Source organism: Streptomyces sp. NPDC104307 (assembly GCF_055584045.1).
Genome location: NZ_JBVJMU010000001.1, coordinates 1527774 through 1549813, shown reverse-complemented (window position 1 = coordinate 1549813; position 22040 = coordinate 1527774). Strand labels below are relative to the sequence as shown.

General features: G+C 69.8%; 18 protein-coding genes. 12 read left to right on the top strand and 6 right to left on the bottom strand.

The window, feature by feature from the left end:
• Positions 1–50 precede the first annotated feature (50 nt).
• The 11 genes from ACZ601_RS06470 (at position 51) to ACZ601_RS06420 (ending at position 13034) form a co-directional block, all read left to right on the top strand.
• Entirely contained in the window at positions 51–974 is a 924-nt protein-coding gene (locus ACZ601_RS06470; protein ID WP_363224031.1) for a carbohydrate ABC transporter permease, read from the top strand.
• 94 nt (positions 975–1068) lie between these two features.
• The gene (locus ACZ601_RS06465) at positions 1069–1986 is read left to right on the top strand and encodes a carbohydrate ABC transporter permease (RefSeq protein WP_469533644.1); all 918 of its coding nucleotides are present in this window, start codon (positions 1069–1071) and stop codon (positions 1984–1986) included.
• 213 nt (positions 1987–2199) lie between these two features.
• On the top strand, positions 2200–3399 hold the full coding sequence (locus tag ACZ601_RS06460) for an ROK family transcriptional regulator (protein WP_073734867.1): 1200 nt from the start codon (positions 2200–2202) through the stop codon (positions 3397–3399).
• Positions 3400–3522: 123 nt separating this feature from the next.
• On the top strand, positions 3523–4620 hold the full coding sequence (locus tag ACZ601_RS06455; RefSeq protein WP_440576013.1) for a substrate-binding domain-containing protein: 1098 nt from the start codon (positions 3523–3525) through the stop codon (positions 4618–4620).
• A 226-nt stretch (positions 4621–4846) separates the two neighbouring features.
• Positions 4847–5641 (top strand): ATP-binding cassette domain-containing protein, encoded by a 795-nt coding sequence (locus ACZ601_RS06450; protein WP_440576014.1) that lies wholly within the window; start codon positions 4847–4849, stop codon positions 5639–5641.
• On the top strand, positions 5638–6972 hold the full coding sequence (locus ACZ601_RS06445) for a sugar ABC transporter permease (protein ID WP_469533639.1): 1335 nt from the start codon (positions 5638–5640) through the stop codon (positions 6970–6972). Before ACZ601_RS06450 ends, ACZ601_RS06445 begins: the two co-directional genes overlap by 4 nt.
• A gap of 165 nt (positions 6973–7137) precedes the next feature.
• Complete coding sequence (locus tag ACZ601_RS06440) at positions 7138–7476, top strand: PadR family transcriptional regulator (RefSeq protein WP_073734871.1); 339 nt, start codon at positions 7138–7140, stop codon at positions 7474–7476.
• Positions 7473–8429 (top strand): HAAS signaling domain-containing protein, encoded by a 957-nt coding sequence (locus ACZ601_RS06435; RefSeq protein WP_469533636.1) that lies wholly within the window; start codon positions 7473–7475, stop codon positions 8427–8429. The genes ACZ601_RS06440 and ACZ601_RS06435 overlap by 4 nt, the downstream gene beginning before the upstream one ends.
• 200 nt (positions 8430–8629) lie before the next feature.
• A complete protein-coding gene (gene dxs / locus ACZ601_RS06430) occupies positions 8630–10609 on the top strand; it encodes a 1-deoxy-D-xylulose-5-phosphate synthase (protein ID WP_469533633.1) in 1980 nt (659 codons plus the stop codon).
• A gap of 158 nt (positions 10610–10767) precedes the next feature.
• Positions 10768–12273, top strand: a complete 1506-nt coding sequence (locus tag ACZ601_RS06425) for an amino acid permease (protein WP_469533631.1) — start codon at positions 10768–10770, stop codon at positions 12271–12273.
• Positions 12274–12305: 32 nt separating this feature from the next.
• Positions 12306–13034, top strand: coding sequence for an SDR family oxidoreductase (locus ACZ601_RS06420; RefSeq protein WP_440576020.1), 729 nt, complete (start codon positions 12306–12308; stop codon positions 13032–13034).
• Between the two features lie 41 nt (positions 13035–13075).
• On the opposite strand, the gene ACZ601_RS06415 is transcribed toward ACZ601_RS06420, so the two are convergent.
• On the bottom strand, positions 13076–14173 hold the full coding sequence (locus ACZ601_RS06415; RefSeq protein ID WP_469533628.1) for an LCP family protein: 1098 nt from the start codon (positions 14171–14173) through the stop codon (positions 13076–13078).
• Positions 14174–14379: 206 nt separating this feature from the next.
• Here ACZ601_RS06415 and ACZ601_RS06410 point away from each other — a divergent pair, with 206 nt between their 5' ends.
• Complete coding sequence (locus ACZ601_RS06410) at positions 14380–15459, top strand: PLL family lectin (RefSeq protein WP_469533626.1); 1080 nt, start codon at positions 14380–14382, stop codon at positions 15457–15459.
• 111 nt (positions 15460–15570) lie between these two features.
• On the opposite strand, the gene ACZ601_RS06405 is transcribed toward ACZ601_RS06410, so the two are convergent.
• The 5 genes from ACZ601_RS06405 to ACZ601_RS06385 form a co-directional block, all read right to left on the bottom strand.
• Entirely contained in the window at positions 15571–16131 is a 561-nt protein-coding gene (locus tag ACZ601_RS06405) for a TetR/AcrR family transcriptional regulator (protein WP_469533622.1), read from the bottom strand.
• Positions 16124–16960 carry an alpha/beta fold hydrolase gene (locus ACZ601_RS06400; protein WP_469533620.1) on the bottom strand — a complete coding sequence of 279 codons (837 nt, stop codon included), beginning with the start codon at positions 16958–16960 and terminating at the stop codon, positions 16124–16126. The genes ACZ601_RS06405 and ACZ601_RS06400 overlap by 8 nt, the downstream gene beginning before the upstream one ends.
• Positions 16961–17111: 151 nt before the next feature.
• Complete coding sequence (locus ACZ601_RS06395; protein WP_469533617.1) at positions 17112–19241, bottom strand: 3-hydroxyacyl-CoA dehydrogenase NAD-binding domain-containing protein; 2130 nt, start codon at positions 19239–19241, stop codon at positions 17112–17114.
• Positions 19238–20464 carry a thiolase family protein gene (locus ACZ601_RS06390; protein WP_327339591.1) on the bottom strand — a complete coding sequence of 409 codons (1227 nt, stop codon included), beginning with the start codon at positions 20462–20464 and terminating at the stop codon, positions 19238–19240. Before ACZ601_RS06390 ends, ACZ601_RS06395 begins: the two co-directional genes overlap by 4 nt.
• 241 nt (positions 20465–20705) lie before the next feature.
• A complete protein-coding gene (locus ACZ601_RS06385; RefSeq protein ID WP_469533614.1) occupies positions 20706–21980 on the bottom strand; it encodes an HRDC domain-containing protein in 1275 nt (424 codons plus the stop codon).
• Positions 21981–22040 lie beyond the last annotated feature (60 nt).

The window sequence follows — 22040 nt, the reverse complement described above, 5'->3', positions numbered from 1 at the left end:
GTAACCGTCACCAGCGGCGGCACCCGCGGAAAGATCGGGGTCGGTAAACGATGCAGCACGGCAAGTACCGCTTCATTGTGGGGTTCCTGGTAGTCCCACTGGTGTTGTACGCGGTCTTCGTCATCTGGCCGTTCATCCAGGCCATCTACTACTCGTTCACGGACTGGACCGGTCTGAGCCCCGACTTCAAGATGGTCGGCTTCGACAACTACACCCGGATGCTGAAGGACGACATCTTCTGGAAGTCGTTGCAGCACAGCCTGCTGCTCGTGCTGCTGCTGCCGCTGGTGACGCTGGGCCTCGCGCTCTTCTTCGCCTTCATGCTCAATGTCGGAGGCCGGCGGCGCAAGAACGCCGCGGTCTCCGGCGTGCGGGGTTCTGGTTTCTACAAGATCGCCTACTTCTTCCCGCAGGTGCTGTCGATCGTCATCGTCGCCCTGTTGTTCCAGTTCGCGTTCAACCCGCGCAGTGGAATGCTGAATTCGGCGCTCAAGGGAGTCGGTCTCGGTTCCATTCAGCCGGACTGGCTGGGTGACCCGAGCCTGGCGCTCATCTGCGTCATGTCGGTGCTGATCTGGTCGACGGTCGGATTCTTCGTCGTCCTCTTCTCCGCCGGAATGGCGTCCATTCCGAAGGACTTCTACGAGGCGGCGCTCCTGGACGGGGCCAGCCGCGTCACGACGTTCTTCCGGATCACCCTGCCGCTGCTCTGGGACACCGTGCAGTCGGGCTGGGTCTACATGGGCATCCTGGCGCTCGGGGTCGAGGCGTTCACGGCGGTACAGGTCATGACCGTGGGCCCCGGCGGCCCCGACTACTCGACCACCGTCCTGCCGCTGTACGTCTACCAGACGGCGTTCCGTGACGGCCAGGCCGGATACGCGACGACGATCGGTGTCGGACTGCTCATCATCACCATGGCGTTCGCCGCCATCGTGATGCGACTGGGCCGGCGCGAGCGGCTGGAGTTCTGATGCCGCGCTCCCCGGGGCGCGGTGCCCGGACCCCCAGCAGGGAAGACAGCCCGGCCGAGGTGGCCGGCTCGACAGTAGTACGAGGTGAGCACGCGTGAAGGCCACTGACACCCCTCCCGTGGATAAGGTGACGGAACCGGCCCCCGTGTCCAAGCCGCCCGCACCGGCCGGCAAGGCGAAGAGCAGCGAGGGCAAGGTCCTCAACGTCTTCTCGCACGGTGTGCTGGTCATCTGGGCGATCCTGGTGGTCATGCCGCTGCTCTGGGCGATCATGGCCTCGTTCAAGACAGATGACTCGATCCTGTCGACGCCGTGGGCGCTGCCGGACAAGCTTCACTTCGAGAACTGGTCGCGTGCCTGGGGTCAGGCGCACATGAGCGATTACTTCCTGAACACCATTCTGGTGGTGGGCGGTTCGCTCATCGGCACCCTGCTGCTCGGCTCCATGGCGGCGTACGTACTGGCGCGGTTCGAATTTCCCGGCAACCGCTTCATCTACTACATGTTCATCGGCGGGATGAGCTTCCCGATCATCCTGGCGCTGGTCCCGCTGTTCTTCGTCATGAACAACATGGGCCTGCTGAACACGCGGCACGGACTGATCATGGTCTACATCGCGTACTCGCTGCCGTTCACCGTCTTCTTCCTCACCTCGTTCTTCCGCTCGTTGCCGAGTTCGGTGGCGGAGGCGGCGATGCTCGACGGCGCCTCGCACACCCGGACGTTCTTCCAGGTGATGCTGCCGATGGCGAAGCCCGGCCTGATCAGCGTTGGTATCTTCAACTTCCTCGGGCAGTGGAACCAGTACCTGCTGCCAACGGTGCTGAACACCGATCCGAAGTACCGGGTGCTCTCCCAGGGACTGGTCGAACTGGCCAACGGGCAGGGCTACAAGGGCGACTGGTCCGGGCTCTTCGCCGGACTGGTGATGGCGATGCTGCCGGTCCTCGCGGCCTACATCATCTTCCAGCGCCAGGTGGTGGCGGGCCTCACCGCGGGAGCGGTGAAGTAACTCCTCGAACGCTCGCACCGACCGACCGAACCGCCCGCCGGCATCCTCGCCGACGGGCGGTTCGTCTGTTTACGGGGGAGTTCGCAGGGGTCGAGGTGCGAGGGTCCGGTGCTCATCCGAGGCTTCGACTGCTCAAGGTCTTGACGGGGAGTACCCCAAAACGCTCAGCTTAGAGTTCACATGTTGGAGAATATGGCAGGAGTGAGAGAGTCGATGGAGACTCCGGGGTCGCAGACATCTCTGCATCGCGCCAACCTTGAGCGGGTCGTGCGCGCCGTACGTATGGCGGGGTCACTCACCCAGGCGGAGATCGCCAGGAGCACGGGCCTCTCCGCGGCCACCGTCTCCAATATCGTTCGCGAACTCAAAGAGGGCGGCACGGTCGAGGTGACCCCCACCTCCGCGGGCGGCCGCCGCGCCCGCAGCGTCTCCCTCAGCGGTGACGCGGGCATCGTCATCGGCGTCGATTTCGGGCATACGCACCTGCGGGTGGCGGTCGGCAACCTGGCCCACCAGGTGCTGGCCGAGGAGTCCGAGCCGCTGGACGTGGACGCCTCCTCCGCCGAGGGCTTCGGGCGGGCCGAACAGCTGGTCAACCGGCTGATAGAGACGACCGGGATCAGCCCCGGCAAGGTGATCGGGGTCGGCCTCGGTGTACCCGGCCCGATCGACGTCGAGTCCGGCACGCTGGGCTCCACGTCGATCCTGCCGGGCTGGACGGGCATCAACCCCAGGGAAGAGCTGGCCGGCCGCCTCGGGGTGCCGGTCTACGTCGACAACGACGCCAACCTCGGGGCGCTGGGGGAGCTGGTCTGGGGGAGCGGCCGTGGGGTCAGCGACCTCGCGTACATCAAGGTCGCCAGCGGTGTCGGCGCCGGTCTGGTGATCGACGGGCACATCTACCGGGGACCCGGCGGCACGGCCGGCGAGATCGGCCACATCACCCTCGACGAATCGGGCCCGGTCTGCCGCTGCGGCAACCGGGGATGCCTGGAGACGTTCACGGCCGCCCGGTACGTGCTGCCGCTGCTCCAGCCCAGCCACGGCCCCGATCTCACCATGGAGCGGGTGGTCCAGCTGGCCCGTGAGGGCGATCCGGGGTGCCGTCGGGTGATCGGTGACGTCGGGCGGCACATCGGCAGCGGGGTGGCGAACCTCTGCAATCTGCTGAACCCCAGCCGGGTGGTGCTCGGCGGCTCGCTCGCGGAGGCCGGCGAACTGGTCCTCGGTCCGATCCGCGACTCGGTCGCGCGCTACTCCATCCCCAGCGCCGCACGGCAGCTCTCCGTGCTCCCCGGGGCGCTCGGCGGCCGGGCGGAAGTGCTCGGCGCGCTCGCCCTCGTCCTGAGCGAGATGGGGGATTCAACCCTTTTGGAGAGCACCCTCCCCACGGCCACTCCTGCCTTCACTTAGATAACGAATGGCACCGTTGTCATCTCGTTAAGGATTTACTCCTTGACGCTGGCCTCGCGGCCGAGTTGACTTCCAGCCACCTCGGCCGCAACGCTGCGGCCTCGTCAGGGAGGCACACCCGTAATGAACGCAATGACGCGACGCATCGTCATAGGCACGGCCGCGGTTTCCATGGCCGTCTCCCTCGCAGCCTGTGGCAAGGCGGGCGACGACAAGGACAGCGGCAGCGGTGGCGACAGCAAGACCATCGGCCTGCTGCTTCCGGAGAACAAGACCACGCGTTACGAGACCTTCGACCGCCCGATGATCGAGGCGAAGATCAAGGCGCTCTGCTCGGACTGCGACGTCAAGTACAACAACGCCGGCGGCGACGCCGAGACGCAGAAGAAGCAGTTCGACTCGCTGGTCACCCAGGGCGTCAAGGTCATCATCCTGGACACGGTCGACTACAAGGCCGTGAAGTCCTGGGTCCAGCAGGCCGACAAGAAGGGCGTGAAGGTCGTCGCGTACGACCGTCTCGCCGAGGGCCCGATCTCCGCGTACATCAGCTACGACAACGAGAAGATCGGCCGCCTCCAGGGCGAGGCGCTCGTCAAGGCGCTGGGCGACAAGGCGAAGAGCAGCAACGTCGTCATGATCAACGGCTCGCCGCTCGACCCGAACGCCCCCTTCTTCAAGAAGGGCGCGCACAGCGTCCTGGACACCCAGGTCAAGAAGGTCGTATACGAGCAGGACATCCCGGACTGGTCGCCGGACGAGGCGAACAAGAAGATGGGTGCCGCCCTCGACTCGCTGGGCAAGAACGGCTTCCAGGGCGTCTACTCCGCGAACGACGGCATGGCCGGTGGCATCATCACCGCCCTCAAGAAGCAGGGTGTGAAGGTCCCGGTCGGCGGCCAGGACTCCGAGCTCGCCGGTCTGCAGCGCATCCTCGCGGGTGAGCAGTCCTTCTCGATCTACAAGCAGATCAAGCCGCAGGCGGACACCACCGCGGGTATCGCGGTGAAGCTCCTCAAGGGCGAGAAGTTCGACGACCTGGTCAACACCAAGGTCGACAGCCTCTCGGGCGAGTTCAAGGCCACCCCGTCGCGGCTGTACGACGCCACGGTCGTGACCAAGGAGAACATCGGCTCCACGATCGTCGCGGACAAGGTCTACAAGGCCTCCGAGATCTGCACCCCCGAGTACAAGAAGGCGTGCGACGCCGCCGGCATCAAGTAACACCGGCGGGCAAGCCCTCAGGGGCGCCCCTTGCCAGTCCGGCCCCCGCCCCGTCAACGCCCCGCAAAGCGGGGGCGGGGCCGGACTTCTTCTCACCGGATCCGGTCGTCGGACTGCCGCCGCCCCAGGCCCCACGGGCCACCAGGCGACGACGGTGGTCCGACGGCCCGAACCGGCACCCCCTGTGCAATGCAGCACCATCCCCGCCGGTCAGGCGGCGAAGGAGATGATTCACGTGTCCGCTACGCCCGTGCTGGCGTTGCGCGGAATCTCCAAGCGGTTCGGCGCCGTTCAGGCGCTCACCGATGTGAACCTGGAGATTCATTCCGGCGAAGTGGTTGCCCTGGTCGGCGACAACGGCGCCGGCAAGTCAACCCTTGTCAAGACCATCTCGGGTGTTCACCCGATCGACGAAGGCGCCATCGAGTGGGAGGGCGGGACGGTCCGGATCAACCGGCCGAACGACGCCCAGGACCTCGGAATCGCCACCGTCTACCAGGACTTGGCCCTCTGCGACAACCTCGATGTCGTCGCCAACCTCTTCCTCGGCAACGAGCTGCGCAGCGCCTCCGTCCTCGACGAGATCGGGATGGAGAAGCGCGCCAAGGAACTCCTTGACACCCTGTCCATCCGGATCCCCAGCGTCCGTATCCCGGTCGCCTCGCTCTCCGGTGGCCAGCGCCAGGTCGTGGCCATCGCCCGCGCCCTGATCGGTGACCCCAAGGTCGTCATCCTCGACGAGCCGACCGCCGCACTCGGCGTCGAGCAGACCGCCCAGGTGCTCGACCTCGTGGAGCGGCTGCGCGAGCGAGGCCACGGCGTGATCCTCATCAGCCACAACATGGCCGATGTGAACGCCGTCGCGGACCGGGTCGCGGTGCTCCGGCTGGGCCGCAACAACGGCGTCTTCGACGTCGCGACCACGTCCCACGAAGAGGTCATCGCCGCCATCACCGGCGCCTCGGACAATGCCGTCACGCGCCGCCAGGCACGCACAGTCACGAAGGAGGACGCAAAGTGAGCGACCTCGCCAAGACCCCCGGGACTTCCGACGAGAAGACCGAGAAGGCCGGGCAGAGCGCCACGGTGCCGGCCCAGGCGGCCGAACCGTCGGCGGCGGCCATCCCCGCGGTGGACCCGCGCCTGCTCATCCGCGAGGAGGGCTTCAAGGGCTACTGGTCGGAGTTCCTCCGCAAGGTGCGCGGCGGTGAGCTCGGCTCGCTGCCGGTCTTCGTCGGGCTGATCGTCATCGCGATCGTCTTCCAGTTCCAGAACAGCAACTTCCTCTCCGCCAGTTCCGTCGCCAACATCGCTGTCTACAGCTCCGGCCTCGGCATCATGGCGGTCGGCATCGTGTTCGTGCTGCTGCTCGGTGAGATCGACCTCTCGGTCGGCTCTGTCGCCGGTGTCGGTGCGGCGACCTGGGCCGTGCTCAACGTCAACCACGGCTGGCCGGAGTGGCTGGCGATCCTCACCGCCGTCCTCGCCGGGACCGCGCTGGGCGCCCTGCACGGCTTCTTCTTCGCGAAGATCGGGGTGCCGGCCTTCGTCGTCACCCTGGCCGGCTTCCTCGGCTGGAGCGGTCTGCAGGACTGGATGATGGGCGGCGAGGGCTCGATCAACACGCCGTCCGGCAGTGTCGTCGAGGACCTCACCAACTACTTCTTCGAGGACAAGGGCGTCGGCTACGGCCTCGCCCTGGTCGCGGTGATCGCGTACGCCGCGTCCCTCCTGGTGGACAGCAAGCGCCGCAAGGCCGCGAACCTGCCCGCCCGCCCGGTCACCGAGATCGTGCTGCGTACCGCTGTCGTCGCCGTCCTGTGCTTCGTCGTCGCGTACGTCCTGAACGAGCCCGAGGGCGCCCGCGGCCTGCCGCTGGCCCTGGTGCTCTTCCTCGCCGTCCTGGTGATCGCGGACTTCGTGGCCCGCCGGACCACCTTCGGCCGCCAGGTCTTCGCGGTCGGCGGCAACGCGGAGGCCGCGCGCCGCGCCGGTATCAGCGTGGACCGCATCCGCATCATCGTCTTCGCGCTCTCCGGCACGCTGGGCGCCTTCGGTGGTCTCTTCATCGCCAGCCTCTCCGGCGGCGCCACCAAGAGCGTCGGCGGCGGCAACACCCTGATGCTGGTGATCGCTGCCGCGGTCATCGGCGGCACCAGCCTCTTCGGTGGCCGGGGCAAGGTCTGGTCCGCGCTCCTCGGCATGGTCGTCATCCAGTCGATCCAGCAGGGCCTGAACATGATCGGCATGGCCAACGCCGTGCAGTACATGATCACCGGCGCGGTTCTCCTCGCCGCCGTGGTCATCGACTCGGTCTCCCGCCGCACGCAGAAGACCGCGGGCCGCGCCTAGTACGCAGCCCGCGCGCAGTACGCGGTCCGCGCCTAGTACGCAGCCCGCACCGCGACACCGACAGTGCCCGGCGCCCCTTCGGGGGGCGCCGGGCACTGTCGCGTTCCGGCGGGCACACGCCCTCGCGGGTGACATTAGTGTGTGGCGCACAGTATCGTGTCACGCGTGGGCACCGATGAACTGATCCTCAGCCAGGCCCAGGAGCTACGCCGCGGCACGGTCGTGCTGGCCTGCCTGGCGCTCCTGGAGGAACCGCAGTACGGCTACGCGCTCCTGGAGACGCTCGGTGACGCCGGGATTGCGGTGGACGGCAACACCCTCTATCCGCTGCTGCGGCGCCTGGAGAAACAGGGGCTGCTCGTCAGCGAGTGGAACACCGAGCAGTCCCGGCCGCGGAAGTTCTACCGGATCAGCGCCGAGGGAGCCCGGGTCCGCACCGGGCTGCTGCGCGAGTGGCAGGCACTGGACGCCTCGATAGCACGCCTGACCAAGGGGGACCGATGAGAACGCTGAGTGCGCCCGGCACCGGCACGCTGACCGACCGTTACGTGGCGGAGGTCGTCCGGCGCATCCCGGCCGGCCGGCGCGGCGACGTAGCCGAGGAGCTGTCCGCCACGATCGCCGACACCGTCGAGGCCAGGGGGCCGGGCGACCCGGCGGCCGCCGAACGCGAGGTACTCACCGAGATGGGTGACCCGGTCCGGCTCGCCGCCGGCTACGCGGACCGGCCGCTCACCCTGATCGGCCCCGAGCTCTACCCGGCGTACGTACGGCTCCTCACGGTGCTGCTCCTCGCCGTGCTGCCGGCCGTCACCGCGGTGAGCGCCGTCGTCGACGTCCTGGACGGGCGGGGAGCCGCGTCGGTGATCGGCGGGGCCGCCGGGACGGTGCTCTCCGTCGGCGCCCAGATGATCGCCTGGCTCACCGCGGCCTTCGCCCTGGCCGAGCGGTCCGGCAGGCGCCCCGGCGCGCCCGGCAGGGCGGTCTGGACGCCGGAGGAGCTGCCCGAGTCCCGTGCGCCGGGGAGACGCGGCGCGATGGCGTACGCCGGTACCGCGTGGCACGCGCTGCTGATCGCCCTGATCGTGTGGCAGCACACCGCGCAGCCGTACCGGACCGACGAAGGCGTACACCTCGACGTGCTCGACCCCGGCCTGTGGTCGGGCTGGATCTGGCCGGTCCTGGCCGGGCTCGCCGGACTCGTGGCGCTCGACGTGATCCGGGCGGTGCGGGCTCCGACGCGGGTGCTCGCGGTGTGGAACATCGCCGCGGAGGCGGCGTTCACGCTGCCGCTCGCCTGGATCCTGTACCGACGGGAGTTCTTCGACCCGGCCTTCCTGGCGGACGTCAACGGCGGCTGGCACACCCCGGACTCCTTCTACACCGTGGCGGTCCTGCTGGTCCTGCTGGGGGGCGCGCGGGCGGTGATGCGGCGGCTCGCGGAGGCGCGGGCCTGAATCCGCGGCGTCGTTCCCGTCACAGTGCCTGCCCGGAACCATTCGCGACGCGCCCCGAACGCACAGGTGGGGCCGTCCGTCCGGCCTCGCGGGGCGGGACCGGTGGGTCAGCACACGCCCGCCCGATGTCCGTGGCGGCGAACGGAACATTAGACTCATCGGATCGGCATGCTCGACCAGCACAATCGCAAGGAGGCACGGTGACACAGCCGCGCGAAGCGCGTCATGCACGGGCGGTGGCGGGCGACGGATGGGATCTGCTGGCCGGCATCGCCGGACCGCGTGACCTGGACCGGCTCACCCCCGAGCAGCTGGAGCAGCTCGCCGAAGAGATCCGGACCTTCCTCGTCGACGCCGTCTCCAAGACCGGCGGACACCTCGGACCCAACCTGGGCGTGGTCGAGCTGACCATCGCCCTGCACCGGGTCTTCGACTCCCCGAAGGACAAGGTCCTCTTCGACACCGGCCACCAGAGCTACGTCCACAAGCTCCTCACCGGCCGCCAGGACTTCACGAAGCTCAAGAGCAAGGGCGGCCTCTCCGGCTACCCCTCGCGCGCCGAGTCCGAGCACGACGTCATCGAGAACAGCCACGCCTCCACGGTGCTCGGCTGGGCCGACGGCCTCGCCAAGGCCAACGAGGTGCTGAAGCGTCCCGACCACGTCGTCGCGGTCATCGGTGACGGGGCGCTCACCGGCGGCATGGCCTGGGAGGCGCTGAACAACATCGCCGCCGCCAAGGACCGCCCGCTCGTCATCGTCGTCAACGACAACGAGCGCTCCTACGCGCCGACGATCGGCGGCCTCGCCAACCACCTGGCGACCCTGCGCACCACCGACGGCTACGAACGCTTCCTGGCCCGCGGCAAGGACCTCCTGGGGCGCACCCCCGTCGTCGGCAAGCCGCTCTACGAGACGCTGCACGGCGCCAAGAAGGGCCTCAAGGACTTCATCGCTCCGCAGGGCATGTTCGAGGACCTCGGCCTCAAGTACGTCGGCCCGATCGACGGACACGACCTGGAGGCACTGGAGTCCGCGCTCCAGCGCGCCAAGCGCTTCGGCGGCCCGGTCATCGTCCACTGCCTCACCGAGAAGGGCCGCGGCTACACCCCGGCGCTGCTGGACGAGGCCGACCGCTTCCACGCCGTCGGCAAGATCCACCCCGACACCGGCCTGCCCGTCGCCACCTCCGGCCTCGACTGGACCTCCGTGTTCGGCGAGGAGATGGTCAAGCTCGGCAAGGAGCGCGAGGACATCGTCGCGATCACCGCGGCCATGCTCCAGCCGGTCGGCCTGACCAAGTTCGAGAAGGCCTTCCCGGACCGGATCTACGACGTCGGCATCGCGGAGCAGCACGGCGCGGTCTCCGCGGCGGGCCTCGCCACCGGCGGACTGCACCCCGTCTTCGCGGTCTACGCCACCTTCCTCAACCGCGCCTTCGACCAGGTCCTGATGGACGTCGCCCTGCACAAGTGCGGCGTGACCTTCGTCCTGGACCGGGCCGGTGTCACCGGTACGGACGGCGCCTCGCACAACGGCATGTGGGACATGTCGATCCTGCAGTGCGTGCCGACGCTCCGGATCGCCGCCCCGCGCGACGCGGACCAGGTCCGCGCCCAGCTGCGCGAGGCCGTCGCGGTCGACGACGCCCCGACGGTCGTCCGCTTCTCCAAGGGCGCGGTCGGCCCGTCGGTCCCGGCCGTCTCCACGGCCGGCGGCATGGACGTGCTCCGCGAACCCGGTACCGACCGGCCCGACGTGCTGCTCGTCTCCATCGGCGCGCTCGCCCCGATGTGCCTGGAGATCGCGGACCTGCTCGACGCCCAGGGCATCTCGACCACGGTCGTCGACCCGCGCTGGGTGAAGCCGGTGGACGAGGCCATGGCGCCGCTCGCCGCGAAGCACCGCGTCGTCGTCACCGTCGAGGACAACAGCCGGGCCGGCGGCGTCGGATCGGCCGTCGCCCAGGCGCTGCGCGACGCCGACGTCGACGTACCGCTGCGCGACTTCGGCATCCCGCCGGTCTTCCTCGACCACGCCTCCCGCAAGGAGGTCATGGCCGAGATCGGGCTGACCGCACCGGACATCGCCCGCCAGGTCACCGGTCTGGTCGCCAAGCTCGACGGCCGCTACGAGACGGACGCGGAGAGCCGCTCCGTGGCGGAGCCCGTCCGGGACTGATCCGTAACGCCGCATCGCCGATGGGCCGGTCGCCCACCCTCCAAGGGTGGTCCGACCGGCCCATTCGTGTGAAATCCCGCGCTGCGGGGCGTGCCGGGAGCGAGCCGGTCCGAATCTCCGAATCATGGCATCCACGACGAGTGCGTGGAGGTACGCCGGTGAGCACGCAGCAGGACCTGCCCCCCAGCCGGGACGGGCTGTTCAGGACCAAGTCGATCGAACAGTCCATCCGCGACACGGAGGAGCCGGAGCACGCCCTCAAGAAGTCCCTCTCCGCCCTGGACCTCACGGTCTTCGGAGTGGGCGTCATCATCGGCACCGGGATCTTCGTCCTCACCGGCAAGGTGGCCAAGGAGACGGCGGGACCCGCCACCGCCATCGCCTTCGTGGTCGCGGGCGTCGTCTGCGCCCTGGCCGCCCTCTGCTACGCGGAGTTCGCCTCCACCGTCCCGGTGGCCGGGTCCGCGTACACCTTCTCCTACGCCTCGCTCGGCGAACTGGTCGCCTGGATCATCGGCTGGGACCTGGTGCTGGAGTTCGCGCTGGGCACGGCGGTGGTGGCGGTCGGCTGGTCCGGCTACGTCCGCTCGCTCCTGGACAACATCGGCTGGTCGCTGCCGAACGCGCTCTCCGGGACCGACGCGACGAAAGGATTCGGCTTCGACATCCTCGCATTCGTCCTGGTCCTGATCCTCACCGTCATCCTGGTGCTGGGCATGAAGCTCTCCGCCCGGGTCACCACCGTCGTGGTGGCGATCAAGGTGGCCGTCGTGCTGATCGTGATCATCGCGGGCCTCTTCTTCATCGACACCGCGAACTACTCGCCCTTCATCCCCGAGGCCCAGCCGCAGTCCGCCGGTTCCGGCCTGCAGGAACCGCTGGTCCAGCTGATCTTCGGGTACGCGCCCACCAACTTCGGCGTCATGGGCATCTTCACCGCCGCCTCCATCGTCTTCTTCGCCTTCATCGGCTTCGACGTGGTGGCCACGGCCGCGGAGGAGACCAAGGTCCCGCAGCGCGACATGCCCCGCGGCATCATGGCCTCGCTCCTCATCTGCACCACGCTCTACGTCGCCGTATCGATCGTGGTCACCGGAATGGAGCACTACACAGAGCTCTCCGTGGACGCCCCGCTGGCCGATGCCTTCAAGGCCGTCGGGCACCCCGTCTACGCCGGGATCATCAGCTTCGGCGCCGCCGTCGGCCTCACCGTGGTCTGCATGATCCTGCTGCTCGGCCAGACCCGGGTGTTCTTCGCGATGAGCCGGGACGGACTCCTCCCGCGCTTCTTCTCGAAGACCCACCCGCGCTTCCACACCCCGTACCGCCCGACCATCCTGCTCGGCGTGATCATCGCGATCGTCGCCGGATTCACCAGCATCGACGAGCTCGCGACCCTGGTGAACATCGGAACGCTCTTCGCCTTCGTGGTCGTCGCCCTGGGCGTCATGGTCCTGCGCCGCACCCGCCCGGAGCTGCACCGCGCCTTCCGCACCCCGTGGGTCCCGCTGATCCCGGTCCTCTCGGTGGCCGCGTCCGTCTGGCTGATGCTCAACCTGCCGGCCGAGACCTGGCTGCGGTTCGGCATCTGGATGGTCATCGGCGTCGTCATCTACTTCACCTACGGCCGCAAGCACAGCCGGGTCCACCGCAGCACGCGGTGAGCCCCGGACAGACTCCCGACGAAGGGTATGTCATGAAGTTCGCAGTAATCGGCGGCACCGGGCTGATCGGGTCGCAGGTCGTCAGGAACCTGAACGCCGCCGGGTACGAGGCGCTCCCGCACTCGAAGGCCACCGGCGTCGACATCATCAGCGGCGAGGGACTGGACGCGGCGGTGGCAGGTGCCGACGTCGTCCTCGACCTGACGAACTCACCGACCTTCGACGAAGCCTCGCCCGAGTTCTTCCGCACGTCGATGGGGAACATGCTGGCCGCTGCGGGAAAGGCCGGCGCCGGCCACTTCGTCATCCTCTCGATCGTCGGCGTGGACAAGGTGCCGGAAGTCGACTACTACCGGGCCAAGCTGCTCCAGGAGGAGCTTCTGGCGGCGGGCCCGGTCCCGTACTCGATCGTCCGAGCCACCCAGTTCATGGAGTTCATCGACGACGTGCTGTCCTGGACCGCGGAGGGCGACACCGTACGGCTGCCCACCACCCCGCTCCAGCCGGTCTCCGCCGCCGAGGTTGCCGAGACGGTCACCCGGATCGCCGAGGGGACACCCGTGAACGGCATCCACTCCATTGCCGGGCCCGAGGTCTTCGCCCTGGACGAGCTGGGCCGCATGACGCTGGCCGCCAAGGGCGACAACCGCAGGGTCGTGACCGACCCCACCGCAGGCATGTTCGCCGCCGTCCAGGGGGACGCCCTCACCGACCCGGGCGCGCATCTCGCGAGGACCCGCTACGCCGAGTGGCTCTCCTGACCGCGTCGCACCCACGCGGGCGCGACGCGGTGAACGGGTGATCAGCCGCCGGTGGCGGGCGACTTCCTGGCGGACGCGGGGATGGCGGTGTCCTCGCGCAGCGCCTTCCAGAGCGTCCTGGCCTGCGGCTGCGCCGCCACCACCCGGTTGGGGTCGATCCGGTCGTACGCCACCGGCAGCATGATGGTGTCCATGGAGCCCGGGTCGACGCCGTTCATCGAACGGGCGAACCTGCTCAGTGACGTGAGCGAGGCGAGACCCTCGTCGGTGGTGAGGGACTTGGTCGCGGAGTTGGCGATCCGGTAGGTGCTGGCCGGACTGCCCAGCAGGTCCCGCGACTTGACCTCGCCGAGGAGTGCCAGCAGGAACTGCTGCTGGAGTCCGATGCGGCCGAGGTCGCTGCCGTCACCGATGCCGTGGCGGGTGCGGACGTAGGAGAGGGACTCGGTGCCGTCGAGCTTGTGGGGCCCGGCGGTGAGGTCGAGTCCGGAGGCCTTGTCGTGGATATCCTGGGGCACATCGACGGTGACGCCGCCTATGGCGTCGACGAGGTCCTTGAATCCGGCGAAGTTGATCTCCAGGTAGTGGTCGATACGGACCCCGGACATCTTCTCCACGGTCTTGACCACGCAGGCCGGACCGACCTGGGAGTAGACGGAGTTGAACATCACGCGGCTCGCGGAGCCCATGGCCGAGCCGTCGGACCTGACGCACTCGGGCCGGGTCACCAGGGTGTCGCGCGGGATGGACACGGCGACGGCCCTGCTGCGGCCCTCGGGGATGTGCACGACCATCGCGGTGTCGGAGCGCGCGCCGCTGACGCCGCCCCCGCCGCCCAGCGCCTTGTTCTCCGCCCCGGCGCGCGAGTCGGAGCCGAGGACCAGCAGGTTCTGCCCGCTGGTGGGGAGCCTTTCGGGGCGGTCGTCACCGAGCGCCCTGTCGATGTCGACGCCCTTGATGTTCCCGTCGAGCCGGCTGTAGAGCCAGTACGCTGTCCCGCCCGCGGCGATGACGATCACGAGTAACGACAGCAGGAGCGCCCGGCGTATTCGCCGGCCGCGCGTCCGCTCGCGCCCGCGCCCGCGACGGGGACTGTCCGGGGAACTCGGGCTGTCAGGTGTGCTGGTGTCCTGGCTCATCCTGAATGAGTCCTCACAACTGGTGTGCGCACGGGGCCCACAGCGGGATCGTGACGGCCCCTGGCACGTACCGGAGCCCGTTCCGGCCGCGAATCGTACGCTGGTGAACCCCGGAATACCCCGCCTTACCGGGGTTTAGGATGTAACAGATTCGAATTCGTGCGCGAGTTGTCGGATGTCAGTTCTGGAAAGGTAATCGCAGAATCATGCTCGGACAGGATGCCCGTGCGACCTCGAAGGTTGCTCCCGGGGCCCCAGCGCTACGCGGCATCTGGCTCACCCGGGCCAAGGACGGCAGGCTCACCGCGTACGTCGCCGGTGACGGCCGTCTGCGCCGCTGGTCGGAGACGCGCCCCGGTGGTCCGCAGTGGGACGCCCCGGACGTGGTGCGGCTGCCGGGACTGACGCATCTGTCCGTGGCACAGAACTCCCAGGGCTACGTGCACTTCGCCGGCCGACGCGAACGGCCCGCGGCCTCGGGCGGCGTCACCGTGGACGTCGTGCACGCGATCCAGTACCAGACGGGACGCCCGGTCTCCTCCTGGAACTCGCTGGGCAACCCGCACAAGGAAGCCGATGTGGGCAGCGGGTTCGGCGCGCCCGTCGTCGTGGTGAAGGCCTCCGGCGAGGTGCACGTCGCCGCCCGCAACGGGCGCGGCGGCATGATGGTGCGCCGGGAGCGCGCCGACGGCAAGTGGCGCGGCTGGGAGGACCTTCGCTGCACGCGCATCAAGGAGGTCCCCGCCGTGGTGGCGCTCGATTCCGGCTGCCTGGAGATCTTCGCCTCCACCGACAAGGGCACGCTGTACTGGCAGCAGGAGAAGCCCGGTGGCGGCTGGGGCGAGGTCGAGCGTTCACCCTTCGCGGTGAGCCCGGGGTCGCTCGCGGTGCTGGAGACGGCACCCGGCCGCGCGACGTACTTCTGGACCGACCCCTCGGGCGGTGTCGTCGCCTACCGGGCCGACGGCTCGCCGATGGAGCTCGGCGGTACGCCCGGCGAGGGCGGGCACGCGTTGATCCGCACGGAGTTGGACGGGCTCGACTGCACGGTGCTTGCCCACCGCGGGGTGAACGGCGCGGTGGCCGTCGGCGTCGGGGTGACCGAGAAGGAGGCGGGCGGCGTGTGGTGGTCGGACACTGGCGCGGCCTGCCTGGGCACTCCGGCCCTGACGCACGACGCGCTCGGCCGGGTGGTCATGGCCGCCGTGGGTACGGACGGGGAGCCGCGGGTGGCACGGCAGACGGAGGGGCCGGGGCTCGGCTTCGACGAATGGCGCGCGCTGTGAACGCCGCGCGGTGACACCGGCGGTCAGCCCGGCCGGCCGCACTCCGGGCCCGTGCGCCGTGCGGGGCGCCGCCGGGCGGACGGGGCTTTCGGAACACGCCCTCGCCCGGTCTCAGGCAGGCGGACCGCTGTGCGCTCCGGCGATGACGATGCGGATGAGCAGGTCGTAACTCTCGTCCAGGCTCTCCGGCAGCCCGAACGCGCCGCCGGTTTCGAGGACCGCGAAGCCGTGGACGGCCGCGCGCAGGCAGCGGATCATGTGGATCGCCGCCGAGTCCGTCAGTCCGTACGAGCGCAGCGTGGCGCGGATGATGCCGAGCAGCCGTTCCCCGGCTTCGGCCGTACCCGGATCCGGGCTCTGGAGCATGGCCGCGTAGCGGTGCGGGTGGCGACGCGCGTAAGCGCGCCAGGCCTCCATGAACGCGCGGACCGCCTCGTCGGCCGAGCGGCCGAGCACCGCCTGGCCCGCGGCCTCCGCCATGTCGTCCATGATCCGCGCGGAGACGAGGACGCGGAGTTCGGCGAGGCCGCGCACGTGCTTGTAGAGGGAGGGGGTGGCGACGCCCGCCCGGTCCGCCACCGCGGACAGGGTGAGGGCGGAGGCGCCCTTCTCGTCCACCGTCTCCAGTGCGAGGGCGACGACCGCGTCCGGGGACAGGGCCGCCCTAGGCACGGGCGGTGTCCTTGAGGAAGGCCAGCATGGCGGTGGCGACCTCTGCCGGGGCCTGCACGTGGGGGTAGTGGCCCACTCCCTCGATCATCTCCAGCCGCCCGAGCCCTGCGGGCAGGCTCGCCACGATGCCCTCTCCCTCGGCCTGCGGGTCCGCCCAGTCGGGGTCCAGCGTGCCCTCGACGACGAGGACGGGGCAGCGGACACCGGCCAGCTTGGCGCCCGCGTCGGTGGGCGCGGACATGCCCATCTTGCTGACGACCGCCATCCGGCCCGGCCTGCGCAGGTCGGCCTCCAGAGCGGCGATATGGGCCGCGTACCCCTCGGGCTTGGTGCCGGGGAAGGCGTGGTCCAGGTAGCGCTTCCACAACCCGACGCTGCGCAGCAGGCCCGTCCCCATCAGCAGTGACATGCCCTTGCGGTAGCGGGCGTTGGAGAACAGTGCGCCCATGTCGATCTTCTGCGCGCGGGTGAAGGGGCCGAGCTCGACGACCGCGCTGACCAGCTCCGGCTCTTCGGCCGCCGCGATGGTGGCGCCGCCGCCCGCGAAGGAGTGGCCCACGATGACGGCGGGGCCGCCCAGGTGCCGGATCAGGGCCAGCAGGTCCGCCGCCGCGTCGGTGCGGGTGTAGGAGCTCCAGCCGGTGCTGGACTCGCCGTGCCCGCGCTGGTCCATGGCGGCGACCCGGAAGCCGGCCGCCGCCAGCAGGTCCGCCAGCTCGCGGAAGGCGCCTCTGTTGGTGCCCATGCCGTGGGCGAGCACGATCAGCGCGCCCTCACCGGTCACGTCGTACGCGAGCCGGCCGCCGTCGGTGTCCAGGAACTCGGTCATGTCCACTCCCGTTGTTAAGGTTGATAGCCATTAAGCTAATGGCATTAGCCAGAGGTGTCAACCGTCCGCACGCGGAAGGGCCGTACGGGACAAGTCCCGTACGGCCCTTCCGCTGCTGTGACCGGCCTCTGGCGAGGCCCGGCCCGGTGAATTACGCCGGAACGCTCGCCACACCCCGCGCCAGGAACTTCTTCCCGTTGACCCGCTCGGAGACGCCCTCGCGGTCCAGGTACGGCGTGATGCCGCCCAGGTGGAAGGGCCAGCCCGCGCCGGTGATCAGGCAGAGGTCGATGTCCTGGGCCTCGGCGACGACGCCCTCGTCCAGCATCAGGCCGATCTCCTGCGCCACCGCGTCCAGGACGCGGTCGCGGACCTGCTCCTCGGACAGGACGGTGTCGCCCTGCTTCAGGAGGGCAGCGACCTCCGGGTCCAGCTCTGGCTTTCCGGAGTCGTAGACGTAGAAGCCGCGCTTTCCGGCCTTGACGACCGCCGCGAGGTTCTGCGAGACGGTGAAGCGCTCCGGGAAGGCGCGGTTCAGGGTCTCGGAGACGTGCAGGCCGATCGCCGGGCCGACCAGCTCCAGGAGCACCAGCGGGGACATCGGCAGGCCGAGCGGCTCGATGGCCTTCTCCGCGACCTCGACCGGGGTGCCCTCGTCGATGACGTTCTGGATCTCGCCCATGAAGCGGGTGAGGATGCGGTTGACGACGAACGCCGGGGCGTCCTTCACCAGCACCGCGGTCTTCTTCAGCTTGCGGGCCACACCGAACGCCGTGGCCAGCGAGGCGTCGTCGGTCTGCTCACCGCGGACGATCTCCAGCAGCGGCAGGATCGCGACCGGGTTGAAGAAGTGGAAGCCGACGACCCGCTCGGGGTTCTTCAGCTTCGACGCCATCTCGGTGACCGAGAGGGAGGAGGTGTTGGTGGCGAGGATCGCGTGCGCCGGGGCGACCGCCTCGACCTCCGCGAACACCTGCTGCTTGACGCCGATCTCCTCGAAGACGGCCTCGATGATGAAGTCGGCGTCGGAGAAGCCCTCCGCCTTGTCCAGCACACCGGAGACCAGGGCCTTGAGGCGGTTGGCCTTGTCCTGGTTGATGCGGCCCTTGCCGAGCAGCTTCTCGATCTCGGCGTGGACGTAACCCACACCCTTGTCGACGCGCGCCCGGTCGATGTCGGTCAGCACGACCGGCACCTCAAGGCGGCGCAGGAAGAGCAGGGCGAGCTGCGAGGCCATCAGGCCCGCGCCCACCACGCCGACCTTGGTGACCGGGCGGGCCAGGTTCTTGTCCGGGGCACCGGCCGGGCGCTTGGCGCGCTTCTGGACCAGGTTGAACGAGTAGATCCCGGAGCGCAGCTCGCCGCCCATGATCAGGTCCGCCAGGGCCTGGTCCTCGCGGTCGAAGCCGGCGGACAGGTCGCCGTCCTTGGCCGCGGCGATGATCTCCAGCGCGCGGTACGCGGCCGGGGCGGCGCCGTGCACCTTGGAGTCGGCGATGGCCTTGCCCCGGGCGACGGCCTGGTCCCAGGCATCCCCCCGGTCGACCTCGGGGCGCTCGACGGCGAGGGTGCCGTTGAGCACGTCCGCCGTCCAGATCAGCGACTGCTCCAGGAAGTCGGCGCCCTCGAAGAGCGCGTCCGCGATCCCGAGCTCGAAGACCTGCTTGCCCTTGAGCTGACGGTTCTGGTTGAGCGAGTTCTCGATGATCACCGAGACCGCGCGGTCCGCGCCGATCAGGTTCGGGAGCAGCGCGCAGCCGCCCCAGCCGGGGACCAGGCCGAGGAAGACCTCCGGCAGCGAGAACGCGGGCAGCGCCTTGGAGACGGTGCGGTACGAGCAGTGCAGACCGACCTCGACACCGCCGCCCATGGCCGCGCCGTTGTAGTACGCGAACGTCGGGACCGCGAGGCCGGAGAGCCGCCGGAAGACGTCGTGGCCGCCCTTGCCGATGGCGAGCGCGTCCTTGTGCTCCTTGAGCAGCTCGACGCCCTTGAGGTCGGCGCCGACCGCGAAGATGAACGGCTTGCCGGTGATGCCGATGCCGGTGACCGTGCCCGCTGCGGCCTCCTTCTCGACCTGGTCGATGGCGGCGTTCAGGTTCGCCAGCGACTGCGGTCCGAAGGTGGTCGGCTTGGTGTGGTCCAGGCCGTTGTCCAGGGTGATGAGGGCGAAGTTGCCCGCACCTCCCGGCAGGTCCAGGTGGCGTACGTGCGCCTGGGTGACGACCTCACCGGGGAACAGCTCGGCCGCACCCTTCAGAAGCTCGGTGGTGGAGCTCACTTGCTGCCTCCGTCTGCGTCGAAGTGCGGGTTCTCCCAGACGACCGTGGCGCCCATGCCGAAGCCGACGCACATGGTGGTCAGGCCGTAGCGGACCTCCGGCTGCTCCTCGAACTGGCGGGCCAGCTGGGTCATCAGCCGGACGCCGGAGGAGGCCAGCGGGTGGCCGTAGGCGATGGCGCCGCCGTACTGGTTGACGCGCGCGTCGTCGTCCGCGATGCCGTAGTGCTCCAGGAAGGCGAGCACCTGCACGGCGAACGCCTCGTTGATCTCGAAGAGACCGATGTCCGAGATGGACAGGCCCGCCTTGGAGAGGGCCTTCTCGGTGGCCGGGATCGGGCCGTAGCCCATGACCTCCGGCTCGACGCCCGCGAAGGCGTAGGAGACCAGGCGCATCTTCACCGGGAGGCCCAGCTCGCGGGCGACGTCCTCGGCGGCGAGCAGCGAGGCGGTGGCGCCGTCGTTGAGCCCCGCGGCGTTACCGGCCGTCACCCGGCCGTGCGGGCGGAACGGGGTCTTCAGACCGGCCAGGGACTCCATCGTGGTGCCCGGACGCATCGGCTCGTCGGCGGTGACCAGGCCCCAGCCCGTCTCACCGGCTTCCGCGTTGGTGCGGCGTACGGAGACCGGCACCAGGTCCTGCTGGATGCTGCCGTTGGCGTACGCCTTGGCGGCCTTCTCCTGCGAACGCACCGCGTACGCGTCGGCGCGCTGCTTGGTGATCGTGGGGTAGCGGTCGTGCAGGTTCTCCGCGGTCATGCCCATGAACAGGGCGGACTCGTCGACCAGCTTCTCCGAGACGAAGCGCGGGTTCGGGTCCACGCCCTCGCCCATCGGGTGGCGGCCCATGTGCTCGACGCCGCCGGCGACGACGACGTCGTACGCGCCGAAGGCGATGGAACCGGCCGTCGAGGTGACGGCGGTCAGGGCGCCCGCACACATGCGGTCGATGGAGTAACCGGGGACGGACTGCGGCAGACCGGCCAGGATTCCGGCAGTGCGGCCGAGCGTGAGGCCCTGGTCGCCGATCTGCGTGGTCGCGGCGATGGCGACCTCGTCGATCTTGGCCGGGTCCAGGTCCGGGTTGCGGCGCAGCAGCTCCCGGATGGCCTTCACGACGAGATCGTCGGCGCGGGTCTCGTGGTAGATGCCCTTCGGGCCCGCTTTGCCGAACGGGGTGCGGACGCCGTCGACGAAGACGACGTCCCGGATGGTACGAGGCACGGTGGCTCTCCTCCAGGGTGCGGGATGGCACTGCTGCGGGGCACGCCCGGAAGCGCGCCGCCACCGCTCATGCTACTTGCGGGTAACCAGACTGCCCAGTCCTGGTGCCGGGAGCGGCGAAGGTCACACGCGCGAAATGGCCCGGACGGCCCCCAAATGGGGTCGTCCGGGCCATGCGGCACGGAGTGGGCGGCCGAAGGCCGCACAACCTGGCGTGAATACGCCCCTGGCCGATGCCTTTTCAGGCCTCCGGAGTCAGCGCGCTGAACAGCAGCGGGGCGACCTGTTCGATCTGCCAGTGCCGTGCGCCGTATCCCGCGAGTGCGTTCTCCACCGCGTCCCGGGTCGGATTCTTCGGCGGCTCCCAGCACACCCGGCGCACCGTGTCCGGCGTGATCAGGTTCTCCTGGGGCATGTGCAGCCGCTCCGCCAGCTCGGACACCGCGGCCCGCGCGGCGTGCAGGCGTGCGGCCGCGGCCGGGTCCTTGTCCGCCCAGGCACGCGGCGGCGGCGGGCCCGTCAGCGGCTGGCCGGGCTGCGGGAGCTCCGTCTCGTGCAGCTCCTTCGCCCGCTCCACGGCGGCCTGCCACTGCTCCAGCTGTCGCCGCCCCATCCGGTGGCCGAAGCCGGGCAGTGCGGTCAGCGCCTGGACGTTGACCGGGACCGCCAGTGCGGCCTCGACGATCGCGGCGTCCCCGAGCACCTTGCCCGGCGAGATGTCGCGGCGCCGGGCGACCTGGTCGCGGGTGTTCCACAGCTCCCGGACCACCGCCATCTGGCGGCGGCGGCGGACCTTGTGCATCCCGGAGGTGCGGCGCCACGGGTCCTGGCGCGGGGGAGCGGGCGGGGCCGCGGCGATGGAGGCGAACTCCTCCCGCGCCCACTCCAGCTTGCCCTGCCGGTCGAGCTCCTCCTCCAGGGCGTCGCGCAGGTCGATCAGCAGCTCGACGTCGAGCGCCGCGTAGCGCAGCCACGGGTCCGGCAGCGGGCGGGTGGACCAGTCGACGGCGGAGTGGCCCTTCTCCAGCGAGTAGCCGAGCACGTTCTCGACCATCGCGCCGAGGCCGACGCGCGGGAAGCCCGCGAGCCGCCCGGCCAGCTCGGTGTCGAAGAGCCCGGTCGGCGTCATCCCTATCTCACGCAGACAGGGCAGGTCCTGGGTCGCCGCGTGCAGGATCCACTCCGCCCCGTGCAGCGCCTCGCCCAGCCCGGAGAGGTCGGGGCAGCCGACCGGGTCGACGAGCGCGCTGCCCGCGCCCTCGCGGCGCAGCTGGACGAGATAGGCGCGCTGCCCGTAGCGGTAGCCGGAGGCGCGCTCGGCGTCGACGGCCACCGGGCCTGAGCCCGCGGCGAAGGCGGCGATGACCCCGGCCAGGGCATCGTCGGAGGCCACCACCGGTGGAATGCCCTCGCGAGGTTCGAGCAAGGGGATCGGCGCCGGGGCGACGTCGTCCGGGGGAGCGCCCCCGGTGGTTCGCAGTGAAGTGTCTGCTGCGGTCTCTTGGGCGTCGGTCACGCCTCAAGGGTATCTGTGTATGCACGGCGCCCGTCGACGGAACGTTCCGTCGACGGGCGC

What these genes read in the sequence shown, in the direction of transcription:
- ACZ601_RS06470 (WP_363224031.1), top strand. Translation starts at nt 51, where the DNA reads ATGCAGCACGGCAAGTACCGCTTCATTGTGGGGTTCCTGGTAGTCCCA.
- ACZ601_RS06460 (WP_073734867.1), top strand. Translation starts at nt 2,200, where the DNA reads ATGGAGACTCCGGGGTCGCAGACATCTCTGCATCGCGCCAACCTTGAG.
- ACZ601_RS06455 (WP_440576013.1), top strand. Translation starts at nt 3,523, where the DNA reads ATGAACGCAATGACGCGACGCATCGTCATAGGCACGGCCGCGGTTTCC.
- ACZ601_RS06450 (WP_440576014.1), top strand. Translation starts at nt 4,847, where the DNA reads ATGATTCACGTGTCCGCTACGCCCGTGCTGGCGTTGCGCGGAATCTCC.
- ACZ601_RS06435 (WP_469533636.1), top strand. Translation starts at nt 7,473, where the DNA reads ATGAGAACGCTGAGTGCGCCCGGCACCGGCACGCTGACCGACCGTTAC.
- ACZ601_RS06420 (WP_440576020.1), top strand. Translation starts at nt 12,306, where the DNA reads ATGAAGTTCGCAGTAATCGGCGGCACCGGGCTGATCGGGTCGCAGGTC.
- ACZ601_RS06415 (WP_469533628.1), bottom strand. Translation starts at nt 14,173, where the DNA reads ATGAGCCAGGACACCAGCACACCTGACAGCCCGAGTTCCCCGGACAGT.
- ACZ601_RS06410 (WP_469533626.1), top strand. Translation starts at nt 14,380, where the DNA reads ATGCTCGGACAGGATGCCCGTGCGACCTCGAAGGTTGCTCCCGGGGCC.
- ACZ601_RS06400 (WP_469533620.1), bottom strand. Translation starts at nt 16,960, where the DNA reads ATGACCGAGTTCCTGGACACCGACGGCGGCCGGCTCGCGTACGACGTG.